Source organism: Azospirillum brasilense (genome assembly GCF_008365405.1).
Lineage (GTDB): Bacteria > Pseudomonadota > Alphaproteobacteria > Azospirillales > Azospirillaceae > Azospirillum > Azospirillum brasilense_D.
On the sequence record NZ_QOKV01000023.1, the window covers coordinates 13,901 to 31,217 of the forward strand.

Sequence of the window (17,317 nt, forward strand, 5' to 3'; positions counted from 1 at the left end):
ATCATGGCAGGTCCAGCGCGTTCAGAGCCTCCGCCCAGACTTCGGCGGCGCGGATGGGATGCAGGTGGTGATCGCCGGGATTCGGGCTGCGGAACGCCTCGGCGACCAGCCCGCTCTCCGGGTCGGCGATGCGCGGCGTGATGTCGACGAAGGGCAGCCCGCGCGCCTCCGCCTCGTCCCGCAGGCGGGCGTTGTAGCGGTGAGTCAGATCGGTGCGCTGACGCAGCGTGGCGGTGACCTCGTGCCGGGCGCGCGCGACCTTGCCCCGGATCTCGCCGTCGCGAATGGTCGGCAGCACCGCCCCGGTCAGCACCAACGTGGGATAGCCGCCCACCAGCAGATCGTCCACGAAGGCGGCGCAGGCGGACACCGAGTCCTCCAACTGCCGCTCGACGCAGTCGCCATGCCTCTGCGCCCGCCACCAGATGACGAAGCCGCAATCGACCTCGCCGAGCTGGATCACCGGGATGGCGTCCGGATCGGCGGGCAGCAGCGCCTCCTTGAACAGAGTGACCGCGTGGGTCTGGCTCTCCGGGTTGCGCAGGCCGACCGAGGTCGCTCCGGGAACCGGCAGACAGCGCGCCGGACGATTGAGCAGACGCATCGTCGCGGCGATCTCGAAGGATTGCACGTGGCTGTCGCCGATGAAGAACCAATCCCGCATGCCTTACGACCCACGCCACCACCGGCGCATTGTGGGGCGGCGGCGGGGTGGGAGTAAACCGGGAAACGAAGAGTGGGAAGCCTATTTCAACTCATTGACTTCAGAAGCCACACCGCCCTTTTGCGGGAAGCGCGAAGGGCGGCGGTCGCCCCTCGCAAAGCGCGCCCTTTCCCGCCTCAGCTGTCCTTGGGCTTGTGCGTGTCGCTGATCGGCTGGACGCCGGCGGGCGGCTGGTCCTGCTGTTGCTGGGGCTGCTGCTCCTGTTGCGGCTGCGGGTTCTGCTGGTCCTGCTGTTGCGGCTCGGGACGGCGCGGGCCGGCCTTGACGTCGTTGTAGACGGCCTCGGCGACGCGCAACAGGTCCTCCTTGGACATCCGCCCGGCCAGCGCGTAGGCCAGCGGACCTTCCACCCAGTAGATGGTCGCCACGTCGCCGTTCTGCGAGAAGCCGAACTTCGCCGGGTTGCCGGAGCGCGGGGCGCCGACGAACAGGGTGACGCGCTTGTTCGCCTCGTTCACGTACATGTACTGGGCGCCGGCGCCCAGCTCGGTGGGCAGCGAGCGCCCGCCGATCAGCCGCAGGCCGACCTTGCCCAGGTCCGGGCCGAAGACGTCGCGCCCGACGCGCTTGGACAGCCAGCTGTTCAGCTCGTCCTGGTTGTCGGCGCCAAGCTCGACCTGGAAGCGCTCGTCGGAGGTGTAGAAGCGGTGGGCCTGGGTGGCCTCCTCGGCGAAGGTCTGGAGGGTCTGGCGCTGCTGGACGACCGGCGACTGGTCCACCGCGCCGCGGCCCAGCCAGCCGCCGCCGGCACCGCCGACGATCAGCATCACCGCCGCGGCCATGCGCACCCAGGAGCGGGCGTGCCAGGGGCCGGCGTTGTCGTTGCCGGGCATGCGCCCGCGCAGCTTGCCCGTCAGTTCCTCGACCGGGCCGCTGGCCGGCTCGCGCAGCACGGGGTCGAAGAGTTCGTGCAGCAGCGCGGCCTGGGCGCGGTAATCCTCCGCCCGGCGGGCGGCTTCGGGGTCGTCGGCCAGCCATCGCTCCACGAAGAGCCGGCGTTCCGGAGCCAGTTGCCCATCCACGTAGGCGTGCAGTTCGTCGTCCGTTACGCAATGCGCGTTCATCACTTCACCCGCCTGAGGGCCACCGAGCCCTCGTTCGCCAGCTTCGCCCTGACCGCCTCGCGCGCCCGCGAGAGGCGCGACATGACGGTCCCGATCGGCACGCCGAGCGTCTCGGCGACCTCCTCGTATTTCAGGCCCTCCAGCGCGACGAGGAGCAGCACCTTGCGCTGTTCCTCCGGCAGGTCGTCGAGCGCGCGCATCATCTCGCGCAACTCCACACGTTCCTCCTGCCGGGCCGGCGTCACCAGCTTCGACTCGACGCTGTCCACATCGACCTCGTCGGGCCGCGACGCTTTGGAGCGGACCTGATTGACATGGACGTTGTGCAGGATGGTGAAAAGCCACGCCCGCAGGTTCGTCCCCGCCTTGAAGGTGTCGGCGCGCGCCACCGCGCGCGTCAACGCCTCCTGCACCAGATCCTCGGCATCCGAACGGTTGCGCAGCAACGCGCGCGCGTAGCGGCGCAGCGACGCAATGTGGACTTCCAGCTCGACCCCGAACGTGCTCAACCGCGCACCCGATTGTTGCCTCGAAGGCTCCACGGACCGCCGGGTGGCGGATCATGGCACTCCTTCAGGTAGGAACGGGCGGCGCGGCCTCCCAGGGCCGAGCCCCATTCAGGACCCGGTACGCCAGGATGAACGCCCCCCGCCCATCGTTTATTCCAGACTTTGATGCCCGTGCAGCAAAAATTCGGCGGAAAGGTGGCGGGGCCGCAAACTGCCCCTCGGGGCGCCGTCTTGTGGCAAATCGCCGCTGCGCGCGGATAAGCCCCCGGTTTGGGCGCGCGGCTTGGCACAATCCTTTGCACTGCGTCATAAGGGCGGGGCCATGGCACGCCATCACGACACCATCGAGATCCTGGTCACCGCCCGCCATCTGGAGGCGCAGGGCATCCGCCCGACCGCGCGCATGGTGCGGCTGGCGCTGGGGGGCGGCAGCAATGCGGCCATCGCCCAGGCGCTGGCCATGGAGGAGCTGACCCCTTTGGAAGACCTGATCCGGCGGCGGCGCGACCAGCTCGACCTCGACATCGCCAACGCCCGCCGCGCGCTCGCGGAACTGGAGGCCGAACAGGCCCGGTTGGACGAGTTGGACGACTCCCTGAGCGCGCTGGACAGGGCTTAGCCGGAAAAAGAAAACCCCTCCCCCGGGCAGTGCCGGGGAAGGGGCTTGGAACGCAGAGCCGTGCCGGCGGGGCCGTCAACCAGCCTGATGCGACTTGGCGTAGCCCAGCGACTGCAGCGCCTCGGCGATCTCCGGCAGGATGCCCGGATCGTCGATGGTCGCCGGCGTCTTGTAGTCCTGGTTGTCGGCGATCTTCTGCATGGTGCCGCGCAGGATCTTGCCGGAACGGGTCTTCGGCAGGCGCTCCACCACGACGGCGCGCTTGAAGTCGGCGACCGGGCCGATCTGCTCGCGCACCAGTTGCACAACCTCCTTGACGATCTCCTCGTGCGGACGGGTGACGCCGGCCTTCAGGCAGAGGAAACCCAGCGGCACCTGCCCCTTCAGGTCGTCGGCGACGCCGATCACCGCGCATTCCGCCACGTCCTTGTGGCTGGCCAGAACCTCCTCCATGCCGCCGGTGGACAGGCGGTGGCCGGCGACGTTGATGATGTCGTCGGTGCGGGCCATGATGTAGACGTAGCCGTCGTCGTCGATGAAGCCCGCGTCACCGGTCTGGTAGTAGCCGGGATAATCGGACAGGTACGACTTCCTGTAGCGGTCGTCGGCGTTCCACAGCGTTGGCAGCGTGCCCGGAGGCAGCGGCAGCTTCACGCAGATGGCGCCGATGTCGCCGCGCGGCACTTCCTTGTTCTCGGCGTTCAGGATCCGCACGTCCCAGCCCGGCATCGGGCGGGTGGCGGAGCCGTACTTGATCGGGAACAGTTGCACGCCCAGCGGGTTGCCGGAGATCGCCCAGCCGGTCTCGGTCTGCCACCAATGGTCGATGACCGGAACGTTCAGATTGTCCTCGGCCCAATGCAGCGTGTCGGGGTCCGACCGCTCGCCGGCCAGGAACAGGGCGCGGAAGTGCGACAGGTCGTACTTTTTCAGCAGTTCGGCGTTGGGGTCCTCGCGCTTGATGGCGCGGAAGGCGGTCGGGGCGGTGAACAGCGTGCCGATCTTGTGCTGCTCGATCACCCGCCAGAAGGTGCCGGCGTCCGGCGTACCCACCGGCTTGCCCTCGAACACCACGGTGGTGCAGCCGTGCAGCAGCGGGCCGTAGACGATGTAGGAGTGACCGACCACCCAGCCCACGTCCGACGCCGCCCAGTACACCTCGCCCGGCTCGACGTTGTAGATGTTCTTCATCGTCCACTTCAGCGCCACGGCGTGACCGCCGTTGTCGCGGATCACGCCCTTCGGCTGGCCCGTCGTGCCGGAGGTGTAGAGGATGTAGAGCGGGTCGGTCGCGGCCACCGGCACGCACTCCGCCGGCTCGGCCTTGGCGACGGCCTCCGCCCAATCCACGTCGCGGCCCTCGACCAGGGTCGCGGTCTCCTGCGGGCGCTGGAAGACGATGACGCTGGACGGCTTGTGCTCCGCCTGCTCGATGGCGGCGTCGAGCATCGGCTTGTACTTGACGACGCGGTTCGGCTCGATGCCGCAGGAGGCCGAGACGATGGCCTTCGGCCGGGAGTCGTTGATGCGGGTCGCCAGCTCGTGCGGGGCGAAGCCGCCGAACACCACCGAATGCACGGCGCCGAGACGCGCGCAGGCCAGCATGGCGACCAGCGACTGCGGGATCATCGGCATGTAGAGGATGACGCGGTCGCCCTTCTCCACGCCCTGGGCGCGCAGCGCGCCGGCGAAGCGGGCGACCTGATCCTGGAGTTCGGCGTAGGTGATGGTCTGGACGGTCTTGGTGACCGGGCTGTCGTAGATGATCGCCGCCTGGGCGCCGCGTCCGGCCTCCACATGGCGGTCGACGGCGTTGTAGCAGGTGTTCAGGACGCCGCCGGTGAACCAGCGGTAGAAGGGCGCGTTGCTGTCGTCCAGCACCTTGTCCCAGCGCTTGATCCAGGTGATGTCTTCCGCCGCCTCGCCCCAGAATCCGTCGGGATCGGACAGGGAGCGGGCATGGATCTGGTTGTAGCGATCGGCCGAGCTTTGGCTCATGGGGGGCGTCCCTTATATTTTGTTTGGTTCGCGTTTCTCCGCAGCCGCGCAATGAACGTTCACGCAGCGGCCCCAATCTGCGTCAGATCTGCATCGTTTGGCAAACGGCATTCCGGAAGGTGCGGCGGGCTGTCGCACCACTTTGGTGAGTGCCGAACCCGCCCGCCGCCCCTTCGGCGGGTATTACTGCTCCAGTTGCAGGAAGCCGGCGGCCAGCGCGGCGCCGCAGAACCCGACATCCTCGATGTAGGTCTTCGTCTCCGACACCCTCACCCGCCCGCAGGGGCGCTGCGGGTTGCCGGTTTCGATGGGCATGACGTGGCCGACGCCCTTCAGCAGCACCGTCTCCACCCACAGGGCGTTGGCGCCCGCCGGGGCGTAGCCCTGCCGCACCGCCCGCTCCGGCCAGGAGGGCTCCTGACCGAAGACCACGGGGGCATCCGCCTTCAGGCCGTGGAAGGCCGTCCACTGGTTGGTCAGGTAGAGGGCATTCTGCGGGTCCACGGTGCAGTCGGCCGTCCCCTGGACGATCAGCACGCGCGGACGCCCGGCGGGGTGCTGGGCGCGCTGGACCGCCTTCGTCCATTCGCGGCTGTCATAGCCGCCGGAGCGCGCCTTCACCTCGGCGCAGCCGCGCATAACCGAGATGCCGCAGAGCGACGCGGCCGACTGCATGCTCTGCGCGCACAGCGCCGGAACGCCCGCGAAGAGCGCTCCGCCCGCGAAGACCTGCGGGAAGTCGGCCAGCAGAACCGCCGCCATGCCGGCCCCCGCCGACAGGCCGGTGACATAGACACGCCCGTCCTCGATTCGGGGACCGTCGCGGTCAAGCCCCTTGCCCGCGCGCACCGCGTCGACCATGGAGACGATAGCCCCCGCCTCCCGTGGGACACCGCCCTTCAGCGGACTGGTCAGGCGGTCGGCGAAATTGAAGCAGCCGAGGGGGTTGCCATAGCGTGAGGCCCCTCCGACCATGGCAAAGGGATTGTGCTGCTGCTCCGGCAGCAGGACGATGAGGCCGTAGCGGTCAGCTATGTCCATCCATCCAGAATCCGTGAAGAAGGACGACGCATCCTGCTCGCAGCCGTGAAGAAGGACCAGAAGCGGAGCCTTGCCCCGCACCCGCGCGCCCACGGATACGTAAACGCTCGCCTTGAGCGCACTGCCCTGGGCGTTGAAGGCATCGCCCGGCAGTTCGTCCCAACGATAGTTAAGCGGTGACAGCGCCGAGGCATGCCCCGACAAAAGGGTCGATAGCCCGATGATCGCTACCACCAGCGACACGCGCAGCCATGCTCCTAGCGCCATAATGCTCTCTCCGTTTCACCCTAAGGACCGATGATGCCGCCTATCACGATTGCGGACAAGGCAAAATATAAAGCAATGATGACCTACCAGACAGCCAATCTCCGAGCCAATTAGAACAATCATACTGCGGTATGTTATTCGACAATCCCGCGGTCACTCTTGGTTTACTCTTCACTAAGAGTGGATGCCCATCCGAGCGAAAATTGACCGGCGCAGATATCGGCATCGCATCCAGTTATTGCTGGCCATTGTTGCTGGCCTAACCAGCGCCGGAGCGCTATGCATGTCGCCATGAGCAGCGACCCGCCCGTCTTCGGCATCCGCCCGATCCTGACCGTCGTCCACCCGAACGGCGAACGGCTGATCGTGGCCCGGCTGACCAGTCTCGGCGGGTCCAGCCAGTCCAACCGCTTCGTCCTGCGCCGCGCCGATTTCCGCGCGCCGTGGGAGCAGCCGGACAAAGGCTATTTCGGTTATGCGGAGGTCGCCCGCGCACTGGACGCCAACGGCTGGCGCGGCTGCACCATCGAGGCGATGCCCACCACCGACCTCGAGGAGCGGCGGACCCGCCAGCTCGCCCGCAAGAAGCTGCATCTGCAATGCGTGGAGGCGGCGATCCGCCGCGCGCAGGACAGCCAGGCTCCCTGAGCCGGTTCCGCCTTCCCCCGACCGCGCGCGGCGCTTATATCCCGTCCCAAGCACAGATCGGCCCAAGCCCAGAACGGAGGGACAGATGACCCGCAGCGCCACCCGGCACCCGATTGGCGATTTCCTTGGCGCTCCCCAAACCACCATGCCCGACACCGCCTTGGCCGCCGCGGGGGACGGGCCGGACCTCGGCGCCCTGCCCTCCTGGGACCTGACGGACCTCTATCCAGGCATGGACTCGCCGGAGCTGAAGGCCGACCTGGAGCGGATGGAGAGCGCGTCCAAGGACTTCTACGAACAATACGCGACCAAGCTCGCCGGGCTGGACGGCAACGCCTTTGCCGCCGCCATCCGCGAGTACGAGCGCATCGACGAGGTGCTGTCGCGGGTGATGTCCTACGCCGGGCTGGTCTACAACGGCAACATGACCGACCCGGCCATCGCCAAGTTCTACCAGTCGGCGCAGGAGCGGGTGAACGGCATCTCCACCCACCTCGTCTTCTTCACGCTGGAGATCAACCGGCTGGAGGATAAGGTCCTGGACGCCAAGCTGACGGCGTCGAAGGACCTCGCCCGCTACGCCCCCTGGCTGCGCGACGTCCGCCTGTTCCGCGAGCACCAACTCTCCGACGAGGTCGAACGGCTGCTCCATGAGAAGCATGTGGTCGGGCGCGCCGCCTGGAACCGCCTGTTCGACGAGACCATCGCCAGCTTGCGCTTTCCCATCGGCGGGAAGGAGCTGACCTGCGCCGAGGCGCTGAACCGCCTGTCCGACCGCCGTCCGGAGGTCCGCAAGGAGGCCGGGGCGGTGATCGGCCGGGTGATGGGCGACAACATCCGCCTGTTCGCCCTGGTCACCAACACCCTGGCCAAGGACAAGGAGATCGACGACAAGTGGCGCAACTACAAGGCGCCCACCTCGGCCCGCAACCTGTCCAACCGCGTCGAGGACGAGGTGGTGGACGCGCTGGCCGCGGCGGTGAAGGACGCCTTCCCGGCCCTGTCCCACCGCTACTACGCGATGAAGGCCAAGTGGTTCGGGCAGGACCATCTGGATTACTGGGACCGCAACGCGCCGCTGCCCGACGACGCCGACCGCAGCATCCGCTGGGACGAGGCGCGCGATCTGGTTCTGGGCGCCTATGGCCGCTTCTCGCCGGATCTGGCCTCACTGGGCAAGCGCTTCTTCGACAACGCCTGGATCGACGCGCCGGTGCGCCCCGGCAAGGCGCCGGGCGCCTTCGCCCACCCCACGGTGCCCAGCGTCCACCCCTATCTGCTGGTCAACTACCAGGGCAAGACGCGCGACGTGATGACTCTGGCTCATGAGCTGGGCCACGGCGTGCACCAGATCCTGGCCGGCGGGCAGGGGCATCTGCTGTCCGACACGCCGCTGACCCTGGCCGAGACCGCGTCAGTGTTCGGCGAGATGCTGACCTTCCGCGCCCTGCTCGACCGCGAGACCGACCCGAAGCGCCGCAAGATCATGCTGGCCTCCAAGGTCGAGGACATGCTGAACACGGTGGTCCGCCAGATCGCCTTTTTCGACTTCGAGCGCCGCGTCCACACCGAGCGCCGCGAGGGCGAACTGACGGCGGAGCGGCTGGGCGAGATCTGGATGGCGGTGCAGACCGAAAGCCTCGGCCCGGCGCTGCGCTTCGACGAGGGCTACCGGCACTACTGGTCCTACATCCCGCACTTCATCCACTCGCCCTTCTACGTCTACGCCTACGCGTTCGGCGACTGCCTGGTGAATTCGCTCTACGCGGTCTACCAGGAGTCGGAAAAGGGCTTCGCCGAGAAGTATCTGGCGATGCTGTCGGCGGGCGGCACGCTGCGCCACCAGGAACTTCTGGCCCCCTTCGGGCTGGACGCCAGTGATCCGGCCTTCTGGCAGAAGGGGCTGAACGTCATCCGCGGCTTTGTTGACGAGCTGGAAAATCAGTCCTGACCGGGTTTTCTTGACGGACGTCAAGAATCCATAATCGCGGGATGGGTATGGTGCTTCCAACGATCCCTTCGGAGAGCACCATGCCCACCCTCTCGATCCCCGCCTGGAGCCCGTCCCTGGAAGTCGGCAACGCCATCATCGACGCCGACCACAAGGAAACCATCGAGCTTCTCGCCGAGGCCGCCAAGGCGTCGGACGCCGACCTGCCCGCCCATTTCACGACCTTCGCCCAGCACCTCCGCGATCATCTGGCCCGCGAGGAGGAGTTGATGCACCAGTACGGCTTCCCGCCGACGCCCATCCATGTGCACGAGCACAACCGCGTCCGTCTGGAGCTGGAAGGCATCGCCAAGCGCATGGCCGCCGGCAATCTGGCCCTGGTCCGCGGCTATCTGACCGAAGTCGTGCCAGAGTGGTTCATCAACCACAAGAACACCATGGACAGCGCCACCGCCGCCTGGATCCGCAGCCAGGGCGGCTGATCCACCGCCCTCCACCGTCAAAGCCGCGCCGACACCGAATTGAGGGGTGGCTCCGTCCGGAAGAACACCGGAGGGAGCCCTTTCCCGGATGGCCTGAACACGGGTGAAACTTTACCCTTGTTGCGCCGATTCGCTTCGGATATTCGCGAAAATTGCTGCTTTGACGTGGGAGGTGCTTGATGGGCGATGTCACGCTTCGCACCGCCGACCGGCGGGACGCGACCCTTTCCGAGGATGCCGTCAACGATCTTGCGGCCCGTCTGCGCGGCCCGCTGCTGACCCCGCAGTCGCCGGGTTATGACGAGGCCCGGACGATCTGGAACGCCATGATCGACCGCCGGCCCGGCCTGATCGCCCGCTGCGCCGGCGCCGCCGACGTCATGCAGGCGGTGCGCTTCGCGCGGGAGAACGGGCTGCTGGTCTCTGTGCGCGGCGGCGGTCACAACATCGCCGGCAATTCCCTGTGCGACGGCGGTCTGCTGATCGACCTCGGCGCCCTGCGCTTCGTCCATGTCGACCCCATCAGCCTGACGGCGCGGGTGGCGCCCGGCGCCACGCTGGGCGACCTCGACCGGGAAACGCAGGCCTTCGGGCTGGCCGTGCCAGTCGGCATCAACTCCACCACCGGCATCGCCGGGCTGACGCTGGGCGGCGGGTTCGGCTGGCTGACCCGCAAATACGGTCTGACGGTGGACAATCTGCTGGGCGCCGACGTGGTCACCGCCGACGGGAAGTTCCTGCGCGCCAGCGCCGACGAGAACGCCGACCTCTTCTGGGCCATCCGCGGCGGCGGCGGCAATTTCGGCATCGTCACCTCCTTCACCTTCCGCCTGCACCCCGTGGGACCGATGGTCTTCGCCGGGCTTGTCGTCCATCCCTTCGCGGGGGCCGGCGACCTGATGCGCCGCTACCGCGACGCCACGGCGAACCTGCCCGACGAGGCCACCGCCTGGATGGTGCTGCGCAAGGCGCCGCCCCTGCCCTTCCTGCCGCCGGACGTGCACGGCAAGGAGGTGGTGGTCATGCCCGTCATCTGCGCCGGCGACGACGAGGCGACGGCCCGCAAGGCGCTGGAACCGGTTCTGTCGCTGGGCACACCGGTCGGGGAGCATGTCGGCCTCATGCCCTACGCGGCGTGGCAGGCGGCCTTCGACCCGCTTCTGGTGCCAGGTGCGCGGAACTATTGGAAGTCTCAGAACTTCACCGGTCTTGAGGATGGGCTGATCGATGCGCTGGTCGAAGAGGCCGGACGGCTGCCCTCCGACCAGTGCGAAATCTTTGTCGGCCTGCTTGGCGCTGCGGCCAACCGCGTGCCGGCGGACACCACCGCCTATCCGCACCGCGACGCCCTGTTCGTGATGAACGTGCACGCGCGCTGGAACACCCCAGCGGAGGACAGCGCCTGCATCCAATGGGCGCGCGGCGTTTCCGACCGGACCGCCCGCTACGCCACGGGCGGGGTCTACGTGAACTTTGTCACCGACGACGAACAGCGCGTCCAGGCCGCTTACGGGCCGAACTACGAACGCCTGCGGGCGCTGAAGGCGAAATACGACCCCGGCAACCTCTTCTGCGTGAACCAGAACATCGCGCCGGGCGGGTGACGGCGCCGGTGCGTTCCGGTTTCGTCCAGCCTGGGACTCGCCTTTCGGCCTTGCCGCACCCACCTATTCGGCATGCCGAACACGGATGAGAACAGGCTGGGCGGCCGGATCGCGCGATATGCGCGGGTCGGGACCGCCGTGGGGGGCCTTGCGGCCCGTTTCGCCGGAGAACGGGTGCTGGGCATCCCCCTGGAGCGGGATCGCCACGCCGCCGAACTGCGCGCCGCGCTGGGCGGGCTGAAGGGGCCGCTGATGAAGGTGGCGCAGCTGCTGTCCACCATCCCCGACGCCCTGCCCCGCGAGTATGTGCAGGAGCTGTCGCAGCTCCAGGCCGACGCACCGTCGATGGGCTGGCCCTTCGTCAAGCGCCGTATGGCGAGCGAACTGGGGCCCGCCTGGCACAAGCGCTTCCGCCACTTCGAACAGACCGCCGCGGCGGCGGCCTCGCTGGGGCAGGTGCACCGGGCCGTTGGCCTGGACGGGCAAAGCCTCGCCTGCAAGCTCCAATACCCCGACATGGCCTCCGCCGTGGAGGCGGACCTGCGCCAGCTCGGCCTGATCTTCGCCATCTTCGAGCGCACCGACAGCGCCATCTCCACCAAGCAGATCCAGGCGGAGATCGGCGCCCGGCTGCGCGAGGAGCTGGATTACGAGCGCGAAGCCAAGCACGCCCGCCTCTACCGCGCCATGCTGGCCGACACCTCTGGTGTTCATGTGCCAGCGGTGGTGCCCGACCTCTCCACCCGGCGCCTGCTGACGCTGGAATGGGTGGAGGGGCGCAAGATCCTGGAGTTCGTGAAGGACCATCCGGACGCCCGCGACGCGCTGGCGATGAACATGTTCCGGGCCTGGTACGTCCCCTTCTACGGCTACGGCATCATCCATGGCGACCCGCATCTGGGGAATTACACGGTGCGGCCCGACCGCTCCATCAACCTGCTGGATTTCGGCTGCGTCCGCGTCTTCCCGGCCCGCTTCGTGAAGGGGGTGATCGATCTCTACGACGCGCTGCAGACCGGCAACCAGGACAAGGCGGTGGAGGCCTACCGCACCTGGGGCTTCGGCAACCCGACCAAGGAGCTGGTGGACGTGCTGAACATCTGGGCGCGCTTCGTCTACGCCCCGATCATGGACGACCGCAGCCGCCGCATCGAGGAAACCAACTCCGGACACTATGGCCGCGAGACCGCCGCCAAGGTCCATGCCGAGCTGCGCCGCGTCGGCGGGGTGGAGGTGCCGCGGGAGTTCGTCTTCATGGACCGCGCGGCCATCGGCCTGGGCTCCGTCTTCCTGCACCTCCAGGCCGAGGTGAACTGGTACCGGCTGTTCCAGGAGATGATCCAGGGCTTCGACGTGGATGTCCTGCACGCCCGCCAGACCGCCGCCCTGACCGCCCAGGGACTCCCTTTGCCCGAATGAACCCCGACTCGTAATGCTTCCCCCGTCCCACCGCTTTGGTCTATACGAGCGGCTCCCATGAAGACCGCCGATTTCGACTTCGACCTTCCGCCGGACCGCATCGCCGAGCATCCGGCCAAGCCGCGTGACGCCGCCCGTCTGCTCGACGTGGCGGAGCGTCTGCACGACCGCACGGTGCGCGACCTGCCCGCCCTGCTGGAGCCGGGCGACCTGATGGTCGTCAACGACACCCGCGTCATCCCCGCCCGGCTGGACGGCCGGCGCGGCGAGGTGCGGGTGGAGATCACGCTCCACAAGCGCGAGGGCGAGCGGGAATGGGCGACCTTCGCCCGCCCCGGCAAGCGGCTGAAACCCGGCGATGTCATCGCCATCGCCGACGACTTCGCGGCCGAGGTCGTCGCCAAGGACGGGATGGAGGTGCGCCTGCGCTTCTCCAAGGGCGGAGCGGAGCTGATGGAGGCGCTGCACCGCCACGGCCGGATGCCCTTGCCCCCCTACATCCGGCGCGAGGCGGACGATCAGGACGCGGCGGACTACCAGACCGTCTTCGCCGCGCGCGAGGGCGCCGTCGCCGCCCCCACCGCCGGGCTGCACTTCACGCCGGAACTCCTGGCGGCGCTCGACACCCGCGGCGTCCGCCGCGTTCCGGTGACGCTGCATGTCGGGGCCGGGACCTTCCTGCCGGTCAAGGTGGACGACATCGCCGAGCACCGCATGCACAGCGAGTGGGGCGAGGTCTCCCCCGAGACCGCCGAGGCCATCAACGCCACCCGCGCCGCGGGCGGGCGGATCGTGTCGGTCGGCACCACGGCGCTGCGCATCCTGGAGACGGCGGGGCTGGACGACCGCAGCATCCGCGCCTTCAGCGGCGACACCGACATCTTCATCACCCCCGGCTACCGCTTCAAGATCGTGGACCTTCTGGTGACCAACTTCCACCTGCCCCGCTCCACCCTGTTCATGCTGGTCTGCGCCTTCGCGGGCATGGACACGATGAAGGCGGCCTACGCGCACGCCATCGGCCAGAACTATCGTTTCTTCAGCTACGGCGACGCGTCGCTGCTCCGGAGGGTGTGATGACCGGGATCGGGTTCGAGCTTCTGAAGACCGACGGGCGCGCCCGGCGCGGGCGGGTCTCCACCGCGCACGGCGTCATCAACACGCCGGCCTTCATGCCCGTGGGCACCGCCGCCACCGTCAAGGCGATGACCAGCGACGCGGTGAAGTCCACCGGCGCGGAAATCCTGCTCGGCAACACCTACCACCTGATGCTGCGCCCCACCGCGGAGCGCGTCGGGCAGTTGGGCGGCCTGCACCGCTTCATGAACTGGGACAAGCCGATCCTGACGGACAGCGGCGGGTTCCAGGTCATGTCCCTGTCGGACCTGCGCACCATGACCGAGGAGGGGGTGACCTTCAAATCCCACCTCGACGGCAGCAAGCACCATCTGACGCCGGAACGCTCCATCCAGATCCAGCACCTGCTGGACAGCAACATCACCATGTGCCTGGACGAGTGCACCCCCTTCCCGGCGACCGAGGCGCAGGCGGCTTCGTCCATGCGCCTGTCAATGCGCTGGGCCAAGCGCAGCAAGGACGCCTTCGTCGAGCGGCCCGGCTACGGCCTGTTCGGCATCGTCCAGGGCGGCGTCTACGCCGACCTGCGGGCGGAGAGCGTGGCGGCCCTGACCGATGTCGGCTTCGATGGCTACGCGATCGGCGGGCTGGCCGTGGGAGAGGGCCAGGAGACGATGTTCACCGTGCTCGACTTCACCGAGCCGCTGATGGTCAAGGAGCGCCCGCGCTACCTGATGGGCGTCGGCCGCCCCAGCGACCTGATCGGCGCGGTGCGGCGCGGCGTCGACATGTTCGACTGCGTGATGCCCACCCGCTCGGGCCGCACCGGTCAGGCCTTCGTGCGGCGCGGCACCATCAACATCCGCAACGCCCGCCACGCCCACGACGAGCGCCCGCTCGACGAGGCGTGCGGCTGCCCGGCGTGCCGGAACCACAGCCGGGCCTATCTGCACCACCTGTTCAAGGCGGGCGAGATGCTGGGGCCGATGCTGCTGACCTGGCACAACCTGCATTATTACCAGGACCTGATGGCCGAGCTTCGGCAGGCCATCGAGGACGGCCGGTTCGAAGAGGTCGCGAGCGCGCTGGAGGCCCGCCTGAACGAGGGCGACGTCCCGGCCACCGAGGACCCGCTGGCCGCCCTGAAGGTAAAGCCGGCCAAGCCGGCGAAAAGCGCGAAGAAGGAATCCGCTGATGTCTGAGACCATCTATTCCGGCCTGACCCAGCTCGGCGGCGCCACCGTCCAGCCGAAGACGCCGGAAGAGGCGGTGCTGGAGCGCGTGCCGAACCCGAATCCCGGTGAGAACTACGTCGTGCGCTTCACCGCGCCGGAGTTCACCTCGCTCTGCCCGATCACCGGCCAACCGGACTTCGCCCATCTGGTCATCGACTATGTTCCAGGCGAGTGGCTGGTGGAGTCGAAGTCGCTCAAGCTGTTCCTGACCAGCTTCCGCAACCACGGCGCCTTCCACGAGGCGTGCACCGTCGGCATCGGCAAGCGTCTGGTGGACGAGCTGACGCCGGTATGGCTGCGCATCGGCGGCTACTGGTACCCGCGCGGCGGCATCCCCATCGACGTGTTCTACGCCACCGGCGAGCCGCCGAAGGGCGTGTGGATTCCATCGCAGGACGTCCAGACCTACCGCGGCCGCGGCTGATCCTCATCCACGCCAGCCCCTCTCCCGCCCCGGGAGAGGGTGGCCGCGAAGCGGCCGGGTGAGGGTCGCGCGAGGATTGAGGCTTCGATCCTTGGCGGTACCCTCACCCTTCCCGCGCGGTGCGCGGGTCCCCTCCCTCTCCCGGGGCGGGAGAGGGACGCTTCCACATTCCACACGGTCCAACGCATCACCATGCCCGACCAAGACACCTCCATCCGCGAAGCCATCCGCGACCGAGCCCTGTCGCTGGGCTTCGACGCGGTCGGTTTCGCTCGGGCGGAGTTGGGCGAGGAGGTCAAGGAGCGGATGGCCGAGTTCCTGCGCCAGGGCCGCCACGGCGACATGGGCTGGATGGAGGACAAGGCCGACCGCCGTGTCCATCCCCAGGCCCTGTGGCCGGAGGCACGGACCGTCATCGCGCTCGGCACCAGCTACGCCCCGGCGGAGGACCCGCGCGCCCTGCTGGCCCATCCAGACCGCGGGATCGTGTCGGTCTATGCGAGGAACCGCGACTACCACGACCTCATCAAGGGCAGGCTGAAGACTCTGGGCCAATGGATCGCCCACCGCTTCAAGGCGGAGCTGAAGGTCTTCGTGGACACCGCCCCGGTGATGGAGAAGCCGCTGGCCGAGAAGGCCGGGCTGGGCTGGCAGGGCAAGCACACGAACCTCGTGTCGCGGTCCCACGGCTCCTGGCTGTTCCTGGGCGAGGTCTACACGACGCTGGAGCTGCCGCCGGACCCGCCGGGGACGGACCGCTGCGGCCAGTGCCGGCGCTGTCTGGACGCCTGCCCCACCGCCGCCTTCCCCGCCCCCAACCAATTGGACGCGCGGCGCTGCATCTCCTACCTGACCATTGAGCACAAGGGGCCAATCCCCGAGGAGCTGCGCCCGCTGATGGGCAACCGCATCTACGGCTGCGACGATTGCCTGGCCGCCTGCCCCTGGAACAAATTCGCAAGACGCTCGCGCGAGGCGGCCTTCCTGCCGCGGGCGGAGCTGACGGCGCCGCGGCTGGCCGATCTGGCGCAGTTGGACGATGCCGGCTTCCGGCAGGTCTTCAGCGGCTCCCCGATCAAGCGGATCGGGCGCGACCGCTTCGTGCGCAACGTGCTGACGGCGCTGGGCAACAGCGGCGACGCCCGCCACGCCGCAGCAGCCGAACGGGCGGCCGAACGCCTGTTGGAAGACCCGAGCGAGGTGGTGCGCGACGCCGCCGGCTGGGCGCTGGCCCGGCTCAGGGCCGCCCAGAGCCCTTCAGGCTGAGCCAGAGCAGGCCACCGGGCAGGGACGACAGCGTGACCGACAGCCCGATCATCAGCGACAGGGCGAGCGCGTCGGTGGCACCGAGGCCGTAGAGCGCGAAGCCGGCGACGAAGGCCCCTTCCCGCACGCCCCAGCCGTTCAGCGAGATGGGCAGGGCCGCCGCGAAGATCGTCATCGGCACGACGGCCAGCGCGTCGAGCACCCGCACGGGAATGCCCAGCGCGTGGGCGTAGGCGATCACCGCGAAAATGGTGCACAGATGCACCGCCGCGCTGTGCAGCAGCCCGACCAGCGCCGCCCGGCTGAACAAGGCACCGCGCAGCCGCGCCACCTGCGCCTGCGCCGCCCGGACCGGCGGGCGCAGCAGGATGCCCGGCAGGGGAATGCGGTCCACCTGGAGCCCCGCCAGGAGGCCGACGGCGAGCAGAACGACCGCCGCCGGACCGGCCCAGGCCACCGAGGGCGGCGCGGTGGCGACCAGATGCGGCAGGCCGAGGAACAGAAGCAGGATGCAGCCGATCAGGGCCAGCAGCCGGTCCAGCACCAGCGCCAGCACCACGGCGGCCGACGATGCCCCGCCCCGGTAGGTCAGCCAGCCGCGCACCACGTCGCCACCCAGCGCGCCCGGCAGCACCTGCCCGAAGAACAGGCCGGTGAACATCAGCCGCATCGCCAAGCCATGCGACACCCGTTCGCCCGCGGCCCACAGGGAGTCGCGCCAGCGCTCCGCGGCGCAGACCACCGACAGAAACTTGGCCAGGAAACCGGCGGCCAACCAGACCGGGTCCGCGCCGGCGACGCGCGCCAGCAGCGCCGGCCAGTCGGCCTTGACCCCCAGCACGCCCAGAACCCCCAGGGTCACCGCCAGCTTGGCCAGCAGCATCAGGCGCCCGCCCGGTTTCCCCTCGGGCAGGGTGACCGTTTCGGCGGGCATGGCGCTGGCGTCCTGGCTGCTCAAATCCTTCATGACTCCTGGAAAATGTCCGGCC

At 68.6% G+C, this 17,317-nt stretch carries 16 protein-coding genes; 10 read left to right on the forward strand and 6 right to left on the reverse strand.

Annotation, left to right across the window (positions count from 1 at the left end):
* Position 1 precedes the first annotated feature (1 nt).
* The 3 genes from DS837_RS26045 to DS837_RS26055 form a co-directional block, all read right to left on the reverse strand.
* Positions 2-664, reverse strand: coding sequence for an SGNH/GDSL hydrolase family protein (locus DS837_RS26045; protein WP_149167396.1), 663 nt, complete (start codon positions 662-664; stop codon positions 2-4).
* Positions 665-840: 176 nt separating this feature from the next.
* The gene (locus DS837_RS26050; protein ID WP_170295980.1) at positions 841-1,788 is read right to left on the reverse strand and encodes an anti-sigma factor family protein; all 948 of its coding nucleotides are present in this window, start codon (positions 1,786-1,788) and stop codon (positions 841-843) included.
* Entirely contained in the window at positions 1,788-2,297 is a 510-nt protein-coding gene (locus tag DS837_RS26055) for a sigma-70 family RNA polymerase sigma factor (RefSeq protein ID WP_014239953.1), read from the reverse strand. The genes DS837_RS26050 and DS837_RS26055 overlap by 1 nt, the downstream gene beginning before the upstream one ends.
* Before the next feature lie 322 nt (positions 2,298-2,619).
* On the opposite strand from DS837_RS26055, the gene DS837_RS26060 reads away from it, so the two are divergent.
* Positions 2,620-2,916 (forward strand): DNA-binding protein, encoded by a 297-nt coding sequence (locus DS837_RS26060; protein ID WP_149167397.1) that lies wholly within the window; start codon positions 2,620-2,622, stop codon positions 2,914-2,916.
* 75 nt (positions 2,917-2,991) lie between these two features.
* Here DS837_RS26060 and DS837_RS26065 read toward each other — a convergent pair whose 3' ends face one another.
* Positions 2,992-4,914, reverse strand: coding sequence for a propionyl-CoA synthetase (locus tag DS837_RS26065; protein ID WP_149167398.1), 1,923 nt, complete (start codon positions 4,912-4,914; stop codon positions 2,992-2,994).
* A 183-nt stretch (positions 4,915-5,097) separates the two neighbouring features.
* Positions 5,098-6,222 carry an extracellular catalytic domain type 1 short-chain-length polyhydroxyalkanoate depolymerase gene (locus tag DS837_RS26070; RefSeq protein ID WP_149167399.1) on the reverse strand — a complete coding sequence of 375 codons (1,125 nt, stop codon included), beginning with the start codon at positions 6,220-6,222 and terminating at the stop codon, positions 5,098-5,100.
* 291 nt (positions 6,223-6,513) lie between these two features.
* Between DS837_RS26070 and DS837_RS26075 the strand changes: the two genes are divergently transcribed.
* From DS837_RS26075 to queG, 9 genes are all read left to right on the forward strand, one after another.
* On the forward strand, positions 6,514-6,870 hold the full coding sequence (locus tag DS837_RS26075) for a hypothetical protein (RefSeq protein ID WP_145628592.1): 357 nt from the start codon (positions 6,514-6,516) through the stop codon (positions 6,868-6,870).
* A gap of 145 nt (positions 6,871-7,015) precedes the next feature.
* Positions 7,016-8,821: a M3 family oligoendopeptidase gene (locus DS837_RS26080; protein WP_149167455.1), complete on the forward strand. Its 1,806-nt coding sequence runs from the start codon at positions 7,016-7,018 to the stop codon at positions 8,819-8,821.
* An 80-nt stretch (positions 8,822-8,901) separates the two neighbouring features.
* Positions 8,902-9,303, forward strand: coding sequence for a bacteriohemerythrin (locus tag DS837_RS26085; protein WP_170295981.1), 402 nt, complete (start codon positions 8,902-8,904; stop codon positions 9,301-9,303).
* A gap of 179 nt (positions 9,304-9,482) precedes the next feature.
* Entirely contained in the window at positions 9,483-10,907 is a 1,425-nt protein-coding gene (locus DS837_RS26090; RefSeq protein WP_149167401.1) for an FAD-binding oxidoreductase, read from the forward strand.
* Positions 10,908-10,979: 72 nt separating this feature from the next.
* Positions 10,980-12,326, forward strand: coding sequence for an ABC1 kinase family protein (locus tag DS837_RS26095; RefSeq protein ID WP_149167402.1), 1,347 nt, complete (start codon positions 10,980-10,982; stop codon positions 12,324-12,326).
* 57 nt (positions 12,327-12,383) lie between these two features.
* Positions 12,384-13,403, forward strand: a complete 1,020-nt coding sequence (gene queA / locus DS837_RS26100) for a tRNA preQ1(34) S-adenosylmethionine ribosyltransferase-isomerase QueA (protein ID WP_149167403.1) — start codon at positions 12,384-12,386, stop codon at positions 13,401-13,403.
* Positions 13,403-14,605, forward strand: a complete 1,203-nt coding sequence (gene tgt, locus DS837_RS26105; RefSeq protein WP_149167404.1) for a tRNA guanosine(34) transglycosylase Tgt — start codon at positions 13,403-13,405, stop codon at positions 14,603-14,605. The genes queA and tgt overlap by 1 nt, the downstream gene beginning before the upstream one ends.
* Entirely contained in the window at positions 14,598-15,062 is a 465-nt protein-coding gene (gene queF, locus DS837_RS26110; RefSeq protein WP_211102415.1) for a preQ(1) synthase, read from the forward strand. Before tgt ends, queF begins: the two co-directional genes overlap by 8 nt.
* A gap of 192 nt (positions 15,063-15,254) precedes the next feature.
* The gene (gene queG / locus DS837_RS26120; RefSeq protein ID WP_149167407.1) at positions 15,255-16,328 is read left to right on the forward strand and encodes a tRNA epoxyqueuosine(34) reductase QueG; all 1,074 of its coding nucleotides are present in this window, start codon (positions 15,255-15,257) and stop codon (positions 16,326-16,328) included.
* Here the strand turns inward: queG and DS837_RS26125 are convergent.
* Positions 16,300-17,295, reverse strand: a complete 996-nt coding sequence (locus DS837_RS26125) for a lysylphosphatidylglycerol synthase transmembrane domain-containing protein (protein WP_149167408.1) — start codon at positions 17,293-17,295, stop codon at positions 16,300-16,302. The two genes, queG and DS837_RS26125, sit on opposite strands and share 29 nt — an antisense overlap.
* Positions 17,296-17,317: the final 22 nt, after the last annotated feature.

Bases quoted from the DNA above. Each gene is read 5' to 3' on its own strand.
- DS837_RS26065 (WP_149167398.1), bottom strand. From the start codon at position 4,914: ATGAGCCAAAGCTCGGCCGATCGCTACAACCAGATCCATGCCCGCTCC.
- DS837_RS26085 (WP_170295981.1), top strand. From the start codon at position 8,902: ATGCCCACCCTCTCGATCCCCGCCTGGAGCCCGTCCCTGGAAGTCGGC.
- tgt (WP_149167404.1), top strand. From the start codon at position 13,403: ATGACCGGGATCGGGTTCGAGCTTCTGAAGACCGACGGGCGCGCCCGG.
- DS837_RS26050 (WP_170295980.1), bottom strand. From the start codon at position 1,788: ATGAACGCGCATTGCGTAACGGACGACGAACTGCACGCCTACGTGGAT.
- queF (WP_211102415.1), top strand. From the start codon at position 14,598: ATGTCTGAGACCATCTATTCCGGCCTGACCCAGCTCGGCGGCGCCACC.
- DS837_RS26080 (WP_149167455.1), top strand. From the start codon at position 7,016: ATGCCCGACACCGCCTTGGCCGCCGCGGGGGACGGGCCGGACCTCGGC.
- DS837_RS26095 (WP_149167402.1), top strand. From the start codon at position 10,980: ATGCCGAACACGGATGAGAACAGGCTGGGCGGCCGGATCGCGCGATAT.
- DS837_RS26125 (WP_149167408.1), bottom strand. From the start codon at position 17,295: ATGAAGGATTTGAGCAGCCAGGACGCCAGCGCCATGCCCGCCGAAACG.
- DS837_RS26090 (WP_149167401.1), top strand. From the start codon at position 9,483: ATGGGCGATGTCACGCTTCGCACCGCCGACCGGCGGGACGCGACCCTT.
- queA (WP_149167403.1), top strand. From the start codon at position 12,384: ATGAAGACCGCCGATTTCGACTTCGACCTTCCGCCGGACCGCATCGCC.
- queG (WP_149167407.1), top strand. From the start codon at position 15,255: ATGCCCGACCAAGACACCTCCATCCGCGAAGCCATCCGCGACCGAGCC.
- DS837_RS26070 (WP_149167399.1), bottom strand. From the start codon at position 6,222: ATGGCGCTAGGAGCATGGCTGCGCGTGTCGCTGGTGGTAGCGATCATC.
- DS837_RS26045 (WP_149167396.1), bottom strand. From the start codon at position 664: ATGCGGGATTGGTTCTTCATCGGCGACAGCCACGTGCAATCCTTCGAG.
- DS837_RS26075 (WP_145628592.1), top strand. From the start codon at position 6,514: ATGAGCAGCGACCCGCCCGTCTTCGGCATCCGCCCGATCCTGACCGTC.
- DS837_RS26060 (WP_149167397.1), top strand. From the start codon at position 2,620: ATGGCACGCCATCACGACACCATCGAGATCCTGGTCACCGCCCGCCAT.